This is a genomic window from Nioella sp. MMSF_3534 (assembly GCF_030732985.1).
GTDB lineage: Bacteria > Pseudomonadota > Alphaproteobacteria > Rhodobacterales > Rhodobacteraceae > Nioella.
In genome coordinates this window covers 124,811-140,173 of the sequence record NZ_JASHJX010000001.1, presented here as the reverse complement: position 1 = coordinate 140,173, position 15,363 = coordinate 124,811, and the positions used below count along the sequence as shown (strand labels likewise).

General features: G+C 63.6%; 15 protein-coding genes. 8 read left to right on the top strand and 7 right to left on the bottom strand.

The features are described 5' to 3' along the window. Positions 1–8: 8 nt before the first annotated feature. From RBB16_RS00590 to RBB16_RS00580, 3 genes are all read left to right on the top strand, one after another. On the top strand, positions 9–1,385 hold the full coding sequence (locus tag RBB16_RS00590) for a response regulator (RefSeq protein ID WP_306044261.1): 1,377 nt from the start codon (positions 9–11) through the stop codon (positions 1,383–1,385). 138 nt (positions 1,386–1,523) lie between these two features. Beyond that, on the top strand, positions 1,524–3,740 hold the full coding sequence (locus RBB16_RS00585) for a PAS domain-containing sensor histidine kinase (RefSeq protein ID WP_306044260.1): 2,217 nt from the start codon (positions 1,524–1,526) through the stop codon (positions 3,738–3,740). Continuing rightward, positions 3,737–5,140, top strand: a complete 1,404-nt coding sequence (locus tag RBB16_RS00580) for a sigma-54 dependent transcriptional regulator (RefSeq protein WP_306044259.1) — start codon at positions 3,737–3,739, stop codon at positions 5,138–5,140. The genes RBB16_RS00585 and RBB16_RS00580 overlap by 4 nt, the downstream gene beginning before the upstream one ends. A 4-nt stretch (positions 5,141–5,144) precedes the next feature. Here the strand turns inward: RBB16_RS00580 and RBB16_RS00575 are convergent, their stop codons facing one another. Next, entirely contained in the window at positions 5,145–5,594 is a 450-nt protein-coding gene (locus tag RBB16_RS00575; RefSeq protein ID WP_306044258.1) for a hypothetical protein, read from the bottom strand. A gap of 157 nt (positions 5,595–5,751) precedes the next feature. Here RBB16_RS00575 and trkA point away from each other — a divergent pair, with 157 nt between their 5' ends. From trkA to RBB16_RS00550, 5 genes are all read left to right on the top strand, one after another. Then, positions 5,752–7,128 carry a Trk system potassium transporter TrkA gene (gene trkA, locus RBB16_RS00570; protein ID WP_306044257.1) on the top strand — a complete coding sequence of 459 codons (1,377 nt, stop codon included), beginning with the start codon at positions 5,752–5,754 and terminating at the stop codon, positions 7,126–7,128. A 24-nt stretch (positions 7,129–7,152) separates the two neighbouring features. Beyond that, positions 7,153–8,646 carry a TrkH family potassium uptake protein gene (locus RBB16_RS00565; protein ID WP_306044256.1) on the top strand — a complete coding sequence of 498 codons (1,494 nt, stop codon included), beginning with the start codon at positions 7,153–7,155 and terminating at the stop codon, positions 8,644–8,646. Between the two features lie 145 nt (positions 8,647–8,791). Continuing rightward, a complete protein-coding gene (gene hfq / locus RBB16_RS00560; RefSeq protein ID WP_071689997.1) occupies positions 8,792–9,025 on the top strand; it encodes an RNA chaperone Hfq in 234 nt (77 codons plus the stop codon). Continuing rightward, positions 9,022–10,323, top strand: coding sequence for a GTPase HflX (hflX, locus tag RBB16_RS00555; RefSeq protein WP_306044255.1), 1,302 nt, complete (start codon positions 9,022–9,024; stop codon positions 10,321–10,323). Before hfq ends, hflX begins: the two co-directional genes overlap by 4 nt. Before the next feature lie 56 nt (positions 10,324–10,379). Further along, a complete protein-coding gene (locus RBB16_RS00550; RefSeq protein ID WP_306044254.1) occupies positions 10,380–11,108 on the top strand; it encodes a class I SAM-dependent methyltransferase in 729 nt (242 codons plus the stop codon). A gap of 3 nt (positions 11,109–11,111) precedes the next feature. Here the strand turns inward: RBB16_RS00550 and RBB16_RS00545 are convergent, their stop codons facing one another. The 6 genes from RBB16_RS00545 to RBB16_RS00520 form a co-directional block, all read right to left on the bottom strand. Further along, complete coding sequence (locus RBB16_RS00545) at positions 11,112–11,333, bottom strand: ribbon-helix-helix domain-containing protein (RefSeq protein ID WP_306044253.1); 222 nt, start codon at positions 11,331–11,333, stop codon at positions 11,112–11,114. A 27-nt stretch (positions 11,334–11,360) separates the two neighbouring features. Continuing rightward, complete coding sequence (locus RBB16_RS00540; RefSeq protein WP_306044252.1) at positions 11,361–12,287, bottom strand: Hint domain-containing protein; 927 nt, start codon at positions 12,285–12,287, stop codon at positions 11,361–11,363. Positions 12,288–12,346: 59 nt separating this feature from the next. After that, positions 12,347–12,535 (bottom strand): DUF4169 family protein, encoded by a 189-nt coding sequence (locus RBB16_RS00535; RefSeq protein ID WP_306044251.1) that lies wholly within the window; start codon positions 12,533–12,535, stop codon positions 12,347–12,349. Then, positions 12,535–13,929: a class II fumarate hydratase gene (gene fumC, locus RBB16_RS00530; RefSeq protein WP_306044250.1), complete on the bottom strand. Its 1,395-nt coding sequence runs from the start codon at positions 13,927–13,929 to the stop codon at positions 12,535–12,537. The genes RBB16_RS00535 and fumC overlap by 1 nt, the downstream gene beginning before the upstream one ends. Positions 13,930–14,092: 163 nt before the next feature. Beyond that, the gene (locus tag RBB16_RS00525) at positions 14,093–14,653 is read right to left on the bottom strand and encodes a methyltransferase type 12 (protein ID WP_306044249.1); all 561 of its coding nucleotides are present in this window, start codon (positions 14,651–14,653) and stop codon (positions 14,093–14,095) included. A gap of 95 nt (positions 14,654–14,748) precedes the next feature. Beyond that, the gene (locus tag RBB16_RS00520; RefSeq protein WP_306044248.1) at positions 14,749–15,231 is read right to left on the bottom strand and encodes an SspB family protein; all 483 of its coding nucleotides are present in this window, start codon (positions 15,229–15,231) and stop codon (positions 14,749–14,751) included. Between the last annotated feature and the right edge of the window lie 132 nt (positions 15,232–15,363).

Below are 15,363 nucleotides of genomic sequence, written 5' to 3'. Positions count from 1 at the left end.
CGACCCAAATGGATGGCACCGTACTTGTCGCCGATGATGACCGCACGATCCGCACCGTTCTGACCCAGGCCCTGACGCGCGCGGGCTGCAAGGTTCATGCCACCTCGTCGCTGGTGACGCTGATGAGATGGGTGGATGAGGGCAAGGGCGATCTGGTGATCTCGGACGTGATGATGCCCGACGGGAACGGGTTGGAAATGCTGCCAAAGATCAGCGAAAAACGCCCCGGCCTGCCGGTCATCGTGATCTCGGCCCAGAATACGATCATGACGGCCATTCAGGCGACCGAGGCGGATGCCTATGACTACCTGCCCAAGCCCTTCGACCTGCCCGACCTGATGAAGCGGTCGGCCCGCGCGCTGGAACAGAAACGCCGCGCGCCCGCGACCCGCGCGCCGAATGTGTCCAGCAGCGAGGCCCCGCAGGAAGACCTGCCGCTTGTGGGGCGGACGGCGGCGATGCAGGCGCTTTACCGTCTGGTGGCGCGGGTGATGAATGCCGATCTGCCGGTGCTGGTCACGGGCGAAAGCGGGACGGGCAAAAGCCTGATTGCCCGCGCGATCCATGACTTTTCCGACCGGCGCACCCTGCCGTTCGTGACCGTGACCGCCTCTGATCTGGATGCCCCGGACGGTCCGCAGCAGGTGCTGGCACGGGTGCGGGACGGGTCGCTCCTGTTCGATGAGATCGGGGATTTCGACGATGCGGCACAAGGCAAGATCGTGCGGATGCTGGATGGGTTCGGCGATGGCGCGCCGCGTATCATGGCCACCAGCCAGAAGGATCTGACCGAGCGGATGGAGGCAGGCGCCTTCCGGCAGGACCTGTTCTACCGCCTGTCCGGTGTCACCCTCTCGGTGCCGGCGCTGCGCGAACGGGTGGATGACATCCCGCTGCTGGCCGAGCATTTCCTTGCCCGCTCTGAACGCGACGGTCTGCCCGTCCGCCGGATGTCGCCCGGCGCGATGGAAATGATCCGCGCCTATAGCTGGCCGGGCAATGTGCGCCAGTTGGAAAACACGGTTCGTCGATTGAGCGTGACCAGCCCCGTCGAGGTGATCGGCAAGCCCGAGGTCGAGGCGGTTCTGGGTAACCAGCCCGAAATCGAGCCGCTGATCGGATCGGGCGACGGAGAGAAGCTCTCGGCCTCGGTCGCCAAGCATCTCAAGCGCTATTTCGACCTGCATGGGGGCGTGCTGCCGCCGCCGGGGCTTTACACGCGTATCCTGCGGGAAGTGGAAATGCCACTCATTGAGATCGCGCTGGATGCCACCGGCGGAAATCAGGCGAAATGCGCCGATCTGCTTGGCATCAACCGCAATACGTTGCGTAAGAAGATCACCGACCTTGATATTCGCGTGACTCGCCGCCGGAAGTTGATGTAAAACCGCAACAGTAGCGTTGCCTGCATGTAACGGCGGGAATTGTGCTACCAGATTTTGCGGTCGGGCGGATCGTCTGCCCAACATAAGAGGCTTTTCCGGGTGAGCACCCCTGCGCAGAGTGATGCGGATTCCCCACTGATGCGGTTGCTGGCTCTGCGTCAGCAGCGCCGTCTGCGCACCATCGGCACATTCGCGCTGGTTCTGCTCGGCCCGGTTCTGGCGGTTGCGACCTTCCTTGTCATGGGGCCGCTTGGGCAGGCGGTTGCCTCTCCGTCGTTGCGCCTGGTGCTGCTGGCGGACCTTGTCTACACGCTGGTTGTGGCGGCGCTGGTGCTCTATCGCGTGGCCAAGATGATTGCCGCGCGCCGCGCGCAATCGGCGGGGTCGCGGCTGCACTTGCGGCTCACGGGCGTCTTCGTGCTGCTGGCCCTGTTGCCCACGGTGGCGGTGGCGATTTTTGCGACGATCACCGTGAATATGGGGCTGGAGGGCTGGTTTTCCGACCGCGTCCGCAATGCGCTCGGCCATTCGGTGGACGCCGCCCATGCCTATCAGGAAGAACATCGTGACGACCTGACCGAAGACGCGATCGCGCTTGCCGCCTTCCTGAATCTCAATCGCCGCGCCACTCCGTTTCTGGCCGATGGCGACCTGCGCCAGGTGCTCAGCCAGGGGCAGGTGGCGATTCAGCGCGGGTTGAGGGAGGCCTTCGTCATCGACGGCGGCGGCGAGATCCGTGCGCGGGGCGAACGCAGCTATCTGTTCGATTATGAACGCCCATCCGACGAGGATCTGACCGCCGCAGCGGAAGGCGATGTCATCCTGATCGAGGACCGGACAACCAATGAATTCCGGGCCCTTGTACGCCTGACCGCCTTTGCCGACCGCTATCTCTATGTCAGCCGAGAGGTGGACGGTCAGATCATCGCGCTGCTGGATGAAACGCAGGCGACCGTGGGCCTGTATCGCCAGTTGGAAAGCGAGCGGGGGCAGTTCCTGTTCCAGTTCGGCCTGATCTACCTGGGTTTTGCCGTCATCCTGATCCTTGCCGCGATCTGGCTGGGGCTTTGGTTTGCCGAACGGCTGGCCCGCCCGGTCGGGCGGCTGGCGGGGGCCGCGCAGCGGGTCGGTGTGGGCGATCTGGATGTGCGGGTTCTGGAAGAGCCGGGCGATGATGAGATTGCCATGCTGGGACGCCTGTTCAACCAGATGACCCGGCAGTTGAAAGGGCAGCGCGAAGCGCTGATCGAACAGCACGACCAGACCGAGGAGCGTCGCCGCCAGTTCGACTCCGTGCTGTCCTCGGTGACTTCGGGGGTGATCGGGCTGGACGCCGATGGCCGGGTCGATTTCATGAACCGGTCCGCCATTCGTCTGCTGGATCTCGTGGAACAGCGCGATCTCGGGATCAGCCTTGCCGTGGCTGTCCCGGAATACGAGGCCTTGTTTGCAAGGCTGCGCGACCGGGCCGCGCCGGTGGTGCAGGAGGAAATCAAGGTCACACGCCGGGGCAAGGCGGAAAGCCTGCTGGTGCGCATGTCGGTGCGGATGGATGAGACCGGCGATCTGGAAGGCTACGTCGTGGCCTTCGACGATGTGACTGACCTTGTCAGCGCGCAGCGGATGGCGGCCTGGGGCGACGTGGCCCGCCGCATCGCGCATGAGATCAAAAACCCGCTGACCCCCATCCAGCTGAGCGCCGAACGGGTGCGGCGCAAGTTCAGCAAGCTGCTGGACGAGGCCGATGCGGAGCAGTTGGGGCAATTGACCGATGTGATCGTGCGCCAGACCAACGACCTGCGCCGGATCGTCGATGAATTCTCCAAATTCGCGCGGATGCCGGAACCCGAACGCCAGCCGGAGGACATGTCGCGGCTGTTGTCCGATGCGGTTCTGCTGCAAAAGGCGGGCCAGCCCGGCACCCGCTTCGCTGCGGACATTCCCGAGGGGCCGGTTCTGGCCGATCTGGATGCCACCATGATCGGGCAGGCGCTGACCAACCTGATCAAAAATGGCGGGGAAGCCATTGAATCCTTGCAGGAAAAAGGAGCGCCAGAGGGGCATGAGCCGGAAATTCGCGTGGTGATGACCTTGCAGCCGGAAACGGTCGAGATCACCATCAGCGACAACGGGATCGGCCTGCCGCCCGACCGGGCGCGGCTGTTTGAACCTTACGTAACGACACGGGAAAAGGGCACCGGCCTTGGCCTGCCGATCGTCAAGAAAATCATCGAGGAACATGGCGGGTCGCTGGACCTGCTGGATGCGGAACCGTTTCAGGACGGCGCGCATCCGGGTGCGATGGCACGGATCATCCTGCCACGCCTGCCCGAGAGTGAAGGAGACGCGACATGAGTGATATTCTGGTTGTCGACGACGAGCGCGATATCCGAGAGCTGATCTGTGACATCCTGCAGGACGAAGGCTTTTCGACTCGCATGGCGTCAAACTCCGACGAATGCATGGCCGAGCTGAACAAGGAGCCGCCGGGGATGATGATCCTCGATATCTGGCTCAAGGACAGCAACATGGACGGGATCGACATCCTGTCGCACGTCAAGCGCGACAACCCGGATGTGCCGGTGGTGATCATCTCGGGCCATGGGAACATTGAAATCGCGGTGGCCGCGATCAAACAGGGTGCCTTCGACTTCATCGAGAAACCCTTCAACATCGACCAGCTTCTGGTGGTGATCCGCCGCGCGATGGAAGTCAGCCGCCTGCGCCGCGAAAACTCGGCGCTCCGCCGTCAGGATGGCCGCTCGGATGAGATGATCGGGGCGGGCGCGGCCTTCAAGACGCTGAAATCGCAGCTCGACAAGGTCACCAAGTCAAACGGTCGCGTGATGCTGACCGGCGGGCCGGGGTCGGGCAAGGAGGTCTCTGCCCGCTACATCCACGCGCAATCCGACCGGGCCAATGCCCCTTTCGTGACGGTCAGTTCCGCCTCGGTATCGCCGGAGCATATGGAAGAGGTTCTGTTCGGCCGCGAAAGCCCGGAACGCGGGGTGGAACAGGGGCTGCTGGAGCAGGCCCATGGCGGGGTGATCTTCTTCGACGAGATCGCCGATATGCCGCTTGGCACCCAGTCCAAGATCCTGCGCGTGCTGGTGGATCAGAGCTTTACCCGCGTCGGCGGCACCTCGAAGGTGCGGGTCGATCTGCGGGTGATCTCCTCCACCACCCGCGACCTGAAGGTCGAGATCGCGGCCGGGAATTTCCGGGAAGAGCTCTATCACCGGCTCAACGTGGTGCCGATTGACGTGCCGAGCCTAGAAGAGAGGCGCGAGGACATTCCCGATCTGGCCCGCCATTTCATCGAGCGCTTCAACCGCGAACAGGGCCTACCGCTGCGCGATCTCGGGCAGGATGCCGAGGCGATGCTGCAAACCATGCGCTGGCCCGGCAACATCCGGGAATTGCGCAACATGATCGAACGGGTGCTGATCCTGGGCGACGGCACCGGCCCGATCGAGGCGCGCGACCTGCCGGGGCAGGGGGCTGTTGCCAGCGAGGACGAACAGATTGCCCTGTCGCCCGGCCTGACCACGCTGCCCCTGCGCGAGGCGCGGGAGCTTTTCGAACGGCACTACCTGATGGCCCAGATCAACCGCTTTGGCGGCAATATCAGCCGCACCGCGAATTTCGTCGGCATGGAGCGCAGCGCGCTTCACCGCAAGCTGAAATCGCTTGGCGTGGTGACCACGAACCGCGCCGGGGCCAGGGTGGCGCAGGTTGGCGACGTCGAGGAGTGATCCCTCAGGGGTTCACGATCATCGACGCGCCACCGCTGCGCACGACGCAGGTGTCATCGGTCAAGGGCGCCATGATGGTCGAGGCGCGCACGGGCTGGTCCGAGGAACACACCGGCAGGCTGACCCGCGCATAGCCGCGTCCGCCCATGCAGCCGGCAATGGCGCGCCGGCGCAGATCCTCGTTCACATCTTCGGAATAGGGGTCGCCGCCTTCCCAGTAACCCGCGCTGGTCACACAGTTTCCGGCGGCATCGCAGGTCGTTTGACCGGGGTGGAATATGCGGGGCGTGTAGAGCGTGACGATGCTGGGGGGATAGGCGCTTACCGCCTCAGCTTCGCACAGGGCGATATCGCGGTCGCGATCGGCCACTGAACGGCCTTCGGCATAATACTCGGTCACGTTGCAGGCGGCGAGGGTCAGGAAAGTCAGGGCAAATGCAGCGGGGCGGATCATGGCGGCCTCAGGTCTTTGAAATCAATGGGCGGATCATAACCGGAATCCCCGCCCGCGCCAGAGGGTCTGGCCGGGTCTGACAATTGACGGCTGCGCCTGTCTCTGCCATGCAGAAGGCCCGGCCGCAGCGCGGTCAGACGAGGACGGGCAAGGGCCGATGAAGATCATCATTTGCGGGGCAGGTCAGGTGGGCTGGCAGATTGCGCGTCACCTTTCCGGCGAAAACAACGACGTCACCGTGGTGGACAACAATCCCGAACTGGTGCGCCGCGCGACCGATACGCTCGATGTGCAGGGGATCACCGGCTTTGCCTCTTACCCCGATGTGCTGGACAAGGCGGGTGCGCGGGACGCGGATATGATCATCGCCGCCACCTTCTCTGACGAGGTCAACATGGTCACCTGCCAGGTGGCCCATTCGATCTTTGCCGTGCCGCGCAAGATCGCCCGTCTGCGCGCGCAAAGCTATCTAACGGCGGTTTATTCCGATCTTTACCGGCGTGAACATCTGCCCGTTGACGTGGTGATCAGCCCCGAACGAGAGGTCGCCAAGGCGGCGCTGCGCAGGCTGGCGTCGCCCTCGACCTTCGACACGGAATATTTCCTTGGCGGCGAAGCGCTGTTGATGGGCATCCGGCTGGATGACGATTGCCCGGTCGTGAACACGCCGCTGAAGCAACTGTCCGAACTCTTCTCCACCCTGCGTGCGATCGTTGTTGGCGTGCGCCGCGGCGGGACGCTGTTTGCGCCCGATCCGGGCGACCAGCTGTTCGCGGGCGACGAGATCTACGTCTTCACCCATGACAATGACGCCGCCCGCACGCTCGAGATTTTCGGCAAGCCCGTGCACCGGCAGGAACGGGTGGTGATCATCGGGGGCGGTAATGTCGGCCTTGCGGTGGCGCAGGAGCTGGAGAAATCCTCCACCCGTATCCGCGCCCGCGTGATCGAGAAAAGCCGGGAACAGGCCGAACGTGCCGCCGATGCGCTGAGCCGGACCATCGTGCTGCATGGCGACGGGCTGGATATCGAGATCCTGCGCGAGGCCGGGGTGGAACGGGCCGATGCGGTGCTGTGCGTCTCGGACGATGACAAGACGAACCTGCTGGCCTCTGTTCGCGCCAAGGCGGCGGGGGCGGGTATGGCGATTGCACTGGTCAACGACCCGACCATGGTGCAGATGATGGATGCGCTCGGGATCGACGCCTATGTGAACCCGCGCGCCACCACCGTCAGTTCCATACTGCGGCACATCCGGCAGGGCCGGGTGCGTGGGGTCTATTCCATCGGCGATGCCGAGGCCGAGGTAATCGAGGCACAGGTTCTGTCCACCTCGCCCATTGCAGGCCGCGAGCTGCGCGATATCGACATCCCGGAAGGTGCGCTGATCGGCGCGGTGCGCAAACGCGACAAGGTGATCCGCCCGACCGGGTCCACCCGGATCGAGGAGGGCGACACGGTGGCGATCTTCGCGCTGTCCAAGGATGTGCCCGCGGTCGAGGCCCTGCTGCGCGTCTCGGTCGATTTCTTCTGAGCCATGGGCGCGTATCTTTCCAGAATGCCGCTGCTGGTCCTGCTGGTCGGGATCTGCGCCCTGGCCATGCTGGTGCCCGCCGCTGTCGCGATGATCGAGGAAGACTTTCGCACCGGGCGCAGCTTCTTCTACTCGGCGCTGCTGTTTTTCATCCTGACCGTGGTTCTGGGCTTCGCCACGCAAGGGCTGAAGCCGGTGACAACTGCGCGAAGTCACTTGGCGGGGCTGGCCCTGGCCTATCTGTTCCTGCCTGCGATTCTTGCGGTTCCACTGGCAGATGCCATTGGAAATACGCGGTATTTCAACGCCTATTTCGAGATGCTGTCCTGCCTGACCACCACCGGCGCGACGTTGTTCGATCCGGCCCGGCTCGGGGATGGGGAACATCTGTGGCGGGCGCTTGTGGGCTGGCTTGGCGGGCTGCTGGTCTGGGTCACCGCGATGGCGGTGATGGCGCCGCTGAACCTTGGCGGCTTCGAGGTGTCCTCGGAATCGCAGGGGCGGCAGGTCGTGTCCAGCGGCGCGCAGATGCAGGCCGCCGCGCCGGCGGTCCGCCTGCGGCGGGCGGTGCTGTTTCTGGCCCCGACCTATGCCGGGCTGACATCGCTGCTGTGGTTGCTGCAGGTGCTGGCGGGGGAAAGCGATCTGACGGCGCTGGCCCATGCCATGGCGGTGATGTCCACCTCCGGCATTTCGCCCGAGGGTTCTCTGAATGCCCAACCCGGCGGCTTTCTGTCGGAACTGGTGATCTTCTTTTTCTTCCTCTTCGCGCTGACCCGGCACAGTTTCGCCGATCGCGTCACCCCCGAAACCCCGCGCATGCTGTTTCACGACCGGGAATTGCGTCTGGCCGCCTATGTGGTGATTGCCCTGACCGGGCTGTTCTTCCTGCGCCACTGGATCGGCGCGTTGGAGATCGAGGCCGGGGTCGAGGGACGCTCGGCGCTGACAGCCCTGTGGGGGAGCTTGTTTACCATCACCTCTTTCGTGACCACGACCGGGTTCGTGTCCGACTACTGGGCCGAAGCGCGGGGCTGGTCCGGTCTGCCGACGCCGGGGCTTCTGCTGGTCGGGCTGGCGCTGATGGGGGGCGGGGCCGCGACCACGGCGGGCGGCATCAAGCTGATCCGGGTCTATGCGCTTTACAAGCATGGCGCGCGGGAATTGGGCAAGCTGACCCATCCCCACTCGGTGGCCGCGGGCGGGCGCATGGGGCGGCGCATCCGGCGCGAGGGCGCCTATATCGCCTGGGTGTTCTTCATGCTGTTCATCCTGTCGACCGCCGCGATCATGCTGGCCCTGTCGATGACCGGGCTCGATTTCGAGGACTCCTTCGTGCTGGCCGCCGCCGCACTGTCCACAACCGGCCCGCTGGCGGCGTTCGGCGGAGAGCAGCCGATCATCTATGCGGCCCTCAGCGATCCGGCGAAAATGGTGCTGATGGGGGCGATGATCCTCGGACGGCTAGAAACGCTGGCCTTGATCGCCCTTTTCAATCCCGGTTTCTGGCGAATCTAGGCCGAATTGCTGCCTTTGCAGCATTCCAAGGCCAAGTTGCGGGAATCGGGGTGGAAATCCGCGAAAAACATGCACATACTCAGGAACAGGATTTCAGCGCGTTCCGCAATAAGGGACGGTAACAAAGAATAAGGCAAGGTTCCCGATGGCCGAAAGCAAGCAGAATCTGCAGGATGCGTTCCTGAACCATGTTCGCAAGACCAAGGTTCCGGTAACGGTTTTCTTGATCAATGGCGTCAAGTTGCAGGGCGTTATCACCTGGTTTGACAATTTTTGCGTCCTGTTGCGCCGCGACGGGCAATCGCAGCTTGTCTACAAGCACGCGATTTCCACGGTGATGCCGGCGCAGCCCATCAATCTCTATGACGGGGAAGAGTGAGCGCACCTGACCTGCACGGGACCGGCAAGTCCGGCCCGACCCGCGCCATTGTCCTGCATCCCGATATCAAGTCGGACCGCGACCGCCGTGACGCAGGGCCCGCGCTGCAAGAGGCCGTGGCCCTTGCCGCCGCCTTGCCGGATCTGGACGTCGTCGATGCCGAGGTCGTGCGCCTTCCCAAGGCTCAGCCGGGTCTTCTGTTCGGAACCGGCAAGATCGCCGAACTGAAGGAGAAGATCCACGCATCCGAGGCCGAGCTTGTCTTGGTCGACGGTCATGTGACCCCTGTTCAGCAGAGAAACCTTGAAAAGGAATGGGGGGTCAAGCTGCTGGACCGGACCGGGCTGATCCTTGAAATCTTCGCGGATCGCGCCCGCACGAGGGAAGGCGTCTTGCAGGTCGAACTGGCGGCGCTGTCCTATCAGCGGACCCGGCTGGTCCGGGCCTGGACCCACCTTGAACGCCAGCGTGGCGGGCTTGGCTTTGTCGGCGGCCCCGGTGAAACCCAGATCGAGGCCGACCGTCGTGCCATTGACGAGGCGGTGACCCGGATCAAGCGGCAGCTTGGAAAAGTGGTGAAAACCCGCGCCCTGCACCGGGCATCGCGCAAGAAGGTGCCGTATCCGGTGGTCGCGCTTGTTGGCTATACCAACGCGGGAAAATCCACCCTGTTCAACCGGTTGACCGGGGCGGAGGTGCTGGCCAAGGACATGCTGTTCGCCACGCTTGACCCGACGATGCGCGCCGTGGAACTGCCCGACGGCACCGAGATCATCCTGTCGGACACCGTTGGCTTCATCTCGGACCTGCCGACTCAGCTTGTGGCCGCCTTCCGTGCCACGCTGGAAGAGGTTCTGGATGCCGATCTGGTCCTGCATGTGCGCGACGTGGCCCATGCGGGAACCGAGGAACAGGCCGCTGACGTGGCCGCGATCCTGTCCGATCTGGGGGTAGATCAGAACACCCCGATGATCGAGATCTGGAACAAGATCGACCTGCTGCCGGCCGAGCGTCAGGACGAGCTGCGCGCCGCAGCGTCCCGGCGAGAGGACGTTGTCGCCCTTTCGGCCCTGACCGGGGCCGGGCTGGATGAATTCCTGGAGGCAGTGACCAGCCATCTTTCGCCGCCACGGTTTTCCTCGGTGGTGGAACTGCCCTATTCTGCGGGTCGCGCGCGGGCCTGGCTGTTCGAAGAGGGCGTTGTGGAAGCCGAAAGTCAGGGTGAACAGGGCTATCGGTTCGACGTGTTGTGGACCGCTCGGCAGAAAAAGGCCTTTCATGCGCTGCCGCGCAGCTAGGCCGCTATGCTTGGGCGGGTCGCCTGCGCTGAGCCGGAAGAACAGGGGACCGGACCATGGGGTTCTTTTCAGACTACATCCCGCGCTCGGGCGACAAGCTGCTGACGAAATGGGCGCATTACTTCGAGGTCTATGAGCGGGAGCTGACCCGCTTTCGCGCCCGGCCGGTGAGGTTCATGGAAATCGGTGTGTTCCGGGGCGGATCGCTGCCAATGTGGAAAGAGTTCTTCGCGCCCGGTTCGACCCTCGTCTTCATCGACATAGACCCAGACTGCAAAGCCCATGAAATCGAAGGCACACATGTAGAGATCGGCAGCCAGGCCGACCCGGAGTTTCTGGCATCGCTTGCGGACAGATACGGCCCCTTCGACGTCATATTGGATGATGGCAGCCATCTGTGCCCGCACCAGATCGCCTCTTTCGAGGCGCTATGGCCGCATCTGACTGATCGGGGCGTCTACATGGTGGAGGATTGCCACAGCTCCTATTGGCCGGGCTTCGGTGGCGGATACCGGAACGAGGCGAGCTTTATCGAGTACAGCAAACGCCTGATCGACCGGATGCATTCCTGGTACACCGATCAGGACGCGCTGTTTCCCTTCGACGACATGGCGCGACAGCTGAACAGCGTGCGGTTCTATGACAGCATCGTCGTGTGCGAGAAGCTGGACAAGCAGCAGCCGCCGACCTCGCTGGCCATCCGTAACGGGAAGGTCGAACCATCCCGCAAGGCGCTGACCCTGCGCAACCGCACCTCTGTCTTTGCGAACAAGGATGGGCGCTAGGCATCAGGGTCGGCGCTGAACCTCGTCCAGCACAAAGACCCGGATGGCCGAGGCCAGACCGCTTTCCATGCCCCGATCGGCGTCCACCATGGCGGCCAGTTCGTTGATGGACAGGCCGCGCGCCTCTGCGATGCGGCGGAATTCCTGCCAGAACGGCTCCTCCAGCGAAACGCTGGTACGATGACCGTGCAGGGTAAGCGAGCGTTTGACGGGGCGCGAGGGCATGGCCGTATTTGGCACGATATCGGCGGGTCAGGAAACCCTTTGCAGCAACGGGGCCTCCCACGGGCGCAGGGCCGGGCGCACGGCGGTATAGTGCGCCATCCGATCGCCAATGGCCCGCGCAAGGTCTGACCGGGTGCGGGGGTCCATCATCGCCATGGTGCGGAATGCGGGTTGAAAGCTTTCGGTCTGCACCCCGTCGCAGAACAGCAATTCATGCCGGTCGAGCAAAAGATGCACATAGCTGACGGGCCGGGCCGAGCGATCCACGACCACGCGGGTGCCATCCACCAGGCCCTTGGCGGGCGCGAGCATCTCCTCGTCATGGAACATCAGTGCCGCATCGCCAAGGCAGAACCGGTGCTGCGGCGAAACGCGGATGTCGCGGGCCGGGCGTCCGGGACCGAAGGCATCCTTGCGGATCAGAACAGGGTGCAGATCGCCAGCCACGCGTTTCAGACCCGGAATATCGCTGCGCCCGATCCAGCGCAGGGGTTGCGGGCCATTATCGGCGGTCAGCAGCATGTCACCGGGGCGCAAAGCCGTGACGGGAACCGGCCCGCGCGGCGTGTCAATGCGGCAATCGGGGGTGAAGCAGACGACCTCATCATATTCAATGCCGTCGGTATCCGACCATCCGCCCGAAAAACACCTGATCGTGCTGCCCTCGTCGAAGGCGGAGTCAGCCTGCGGGATCAGATAGTAACCGTCCGATGTGTAACTGTAGACAATTTCCTCGGTGTGGACGTGCCCGTCGCTATCCTCGAACCGAGTCTTGATCGTGCCGGACCACTGGATCGAATGGCCAACACCGTCAATCGAGACCATCTCGGCGCTGCCGGTGTCCTGCCCGTACCAATCGAGCTGATCGTCATCATCGGTGACGGTGAAGTCCACCGAATCCGAGTATTTCGTGAACCCGGCCCATTTATAGGCCGTCATATCATATGTCGGCATCGCGAATCCCCCAAGCGCGGCATTGGGGGGACTGTCGGACAAAGGGCTTGAGAAAGGGTTTACGCGTCCGCGTCGTCTTGGCTGCGATGCGCGTCCAGATCGCGACGGGCCTTGTCGCGGCGGGCGGTGTCCAGCGATTTCTCGGCCTTCGTCCGCCCGTATTTCACGGCGTTCTCATCGGCACGGGCCTTGCGTTCGGCCCGCGCCTTTTCTTTCCGGAACCGGTTCAGGTTGACCGGCTCTGCCATTACGCCTTGGGGCCGATCATCTGTTCGGGCCGCACAACGGCCTCGAAGGTCTCTGCGTCCACGAAGCCAAGCGCGATGGCCTCTTCCTTCAGGGTCGTGCCGTTCTTATGCGCGGTCTTGGCGACCTTGGTGGCATTGTCATAGCCGATGGTGGGGGCCAGCGCCGTCACCAGCATGAGCGATTCCTTCATCAGCTTGTCGATGCGCGGCTCATTGGCCTGGATGCCCATCAGCATCCGTTCGGTGAAGCTGTCAGCCGCATCGCCAAGCAGCTGGATCGACTGCAACAGGTTATAGGCCATCATCGGGTTGTAGACGTTGAGTTCAAAGTGGCCCTGAGATCCCGCGAACTTGATCGCCGCGTCATTGCCCATCACATGAGCCGCGACCTGCGTCAGCGCCTCGGCCTGCGTCGGGTTCACCTTGCCCGGCATGATCGAGCTGCCGGGCTCGTTCTCGGGCAGGATCAACTCGCCAAGGCCCGAGCGCGGGCCGGAGCCAAGCAGGCGGATGTCATTGGCGATCTTGTAGCAGCTGCCTGCAACGGTCGCGAGCGCACCGGACATGAAGACCATCGCGTCATGGGCGGCGAGCGCCTCGAACTTGTTGGGGGCGGTCACGAAGGGCAGGCCGGTGATCTCGGCCATGTGGCCTGCAACGGCGCTGTCCCAGCCCACTTGCGTGTTGAGCCCCGTGCCCACGGCGGTGCCGCCTTGGGCCAGTTCGTAGATGCCGGGCAGACAGGCCTCGACCCGGGCGATGCCCTGCCGGATCTGGTGGGCGTAGCCGGAGAATTCCTGCCCGAGCGTCAGCGGCGTCGCGTCCTGCGTATGGGTGCGGCCGATCTTGATGATGTCCTTGAACTCCTCGGCCTTGGCGTCCAGCCCGGCCAGCAGCTTGTTCAGCCCCGGCAGCAGCACGTCCCGCACGCTCATCGCCGTGGCGATATGCATGGCCGTGGGGAAGGTGTCATTCGACGATTGCCCCATGTTGCAGTGATCGTTAGGGTGGACAGGGTCTTTCGACCCGATGACGCCGCCCAGGATCTCGATCGCGCGGTTGGCGATGACCTCGTTGGAGTTCATGTTGGACTGGGTGCCGGACCCGGTCTGCCAGACGACCAGCGGGAAGTTGTCGTCGAACTTGCCCTCGATGACCTCACCCGCGGCCTGAATGATCGCGTCGGCGAGTGTCGCATCCAGCTTGCCGGTGGATTTGTTCTCCATCGCGCAGGCCTGTTTGATCACGCCAAGCGCGCGCACGATGGCGACGGGCTGCTTTTCCCAACCGATGGGGAAGTTCATGATCGAGCGTTGCGTCTGTGCGCCCCAGTACTTGTCGGCGGGAACTTCCAGAGGTCCGAAGCTGTCGGTCTCGGTGCGGGTTGCGGTCATGGATTGGCCTCCTGCGAATGCGTTGCGACAGGCTATAAGGCGCAAGCGACACGGGGGCAATCATCGCCGCGCCCTGTTGGCGCAATCAGCCGCAGTCAGGGGCGCGGGGAAGGATCTTCGAAGATCCTTTAAAAGCCCTTGCAAGGGCTTTCCCCCGCCCCGATCAGACGGCTAGGCAGGCGAAGCGGTAGACACGCGCGGGGGGCAGGTTGCCCCAGATCTTGCGACTGGTGGTCCAGGTCAGACCCATGGCCGCGCGGATCTCGGCCTTGACGGGCGGTTTCGGGCCATAGGTGAACTGGATATAGGTACCGATCGGTCCCACTTGCCTGAACGTGCCGGTCAAAATGGCGTTCTGCAGATCATAGGGCATCGACAGCAGCGGCAGTCCCGACACCACCGCCTGCGCGCCCTCAACGGGCAGTTCGCCCACGTCGCCCGCTGACATTTGGTAGACATTCAGCCCCGGGAAATCTGCCCGCAGCCGGTCGCAGAAGACCGGGTTCATCTCGATGGAATGGATTTTTTCCGCCGGAATGCCCCGGTCGATGATCGCCTGCGTGATCCGGCCCGTGCCTGCCCCCAACTCGATGACAGGGCCGCCCTCAGGGTCCAGCGTCGCCGCCATCTCCGCCGAAAGCGCACGGGACGAGGGCGCCAGTGCCACCACCTGATGGGGTTTCTTCAGAAGCTGCGCAAGGAACAGACCAAGATCGCCGGACATGGGACACCCTCAGGAAAATGCTTTCCCGCGCCATAAGCCACGCCCCGCGGTCCCGCGCAAGGGACAAGGGCGCGCGTCATCAAAGCGTCATGGCCTCAGTGGTTCTTGCGGAACGTATCCAGCCGCACGACCTCGGCATCGTGATGCGGTTCGTGCCCGGTCTCATCCTCTGCCGCATCATCGCCGGGCGGTTCATCGTCGGGATCCTCCTCGACCTGGGTCTCGAACCGAAGGCCGAACTCCACCGAGGGGTCGACGAAGGTCAGGATGGAATCGAAGGGAATGCGCAGCGGCTCGGGGTTGTCGCCGAAATTCAGCGTGACCCAGAACCCGTCATCATCCACCCGCAGATCGTCGAACCAGTGCTGGATGACGATTGTCATTTCGCCCGGATAACGATCATGAAGCCAGGGGGCGATGTCCACATCGGGGTGGCGCGTGTCGAAGGTGATGAAAAAGTGGTGCTCGCCGGGCAGTCCGGTTTCCGCCACGCCTTCCAGAACGGATTGTATCAGGCTCCGCATGGCGCGGTGCATCAGGCGGCCATAGGCAATCGTTTCGGAAGGTTCGTCAGTCATCCACAGCATCCCGGTCCAGTTGGCCCTACCATAGAAGATTCGGGGCCGATGAAAAGATGCGGAAGACGCAAGCGGCCCGGCGCTGTGCTGCAAACTGTTGGCAGAACATGCAGGCCGTCGACATTTTTCACA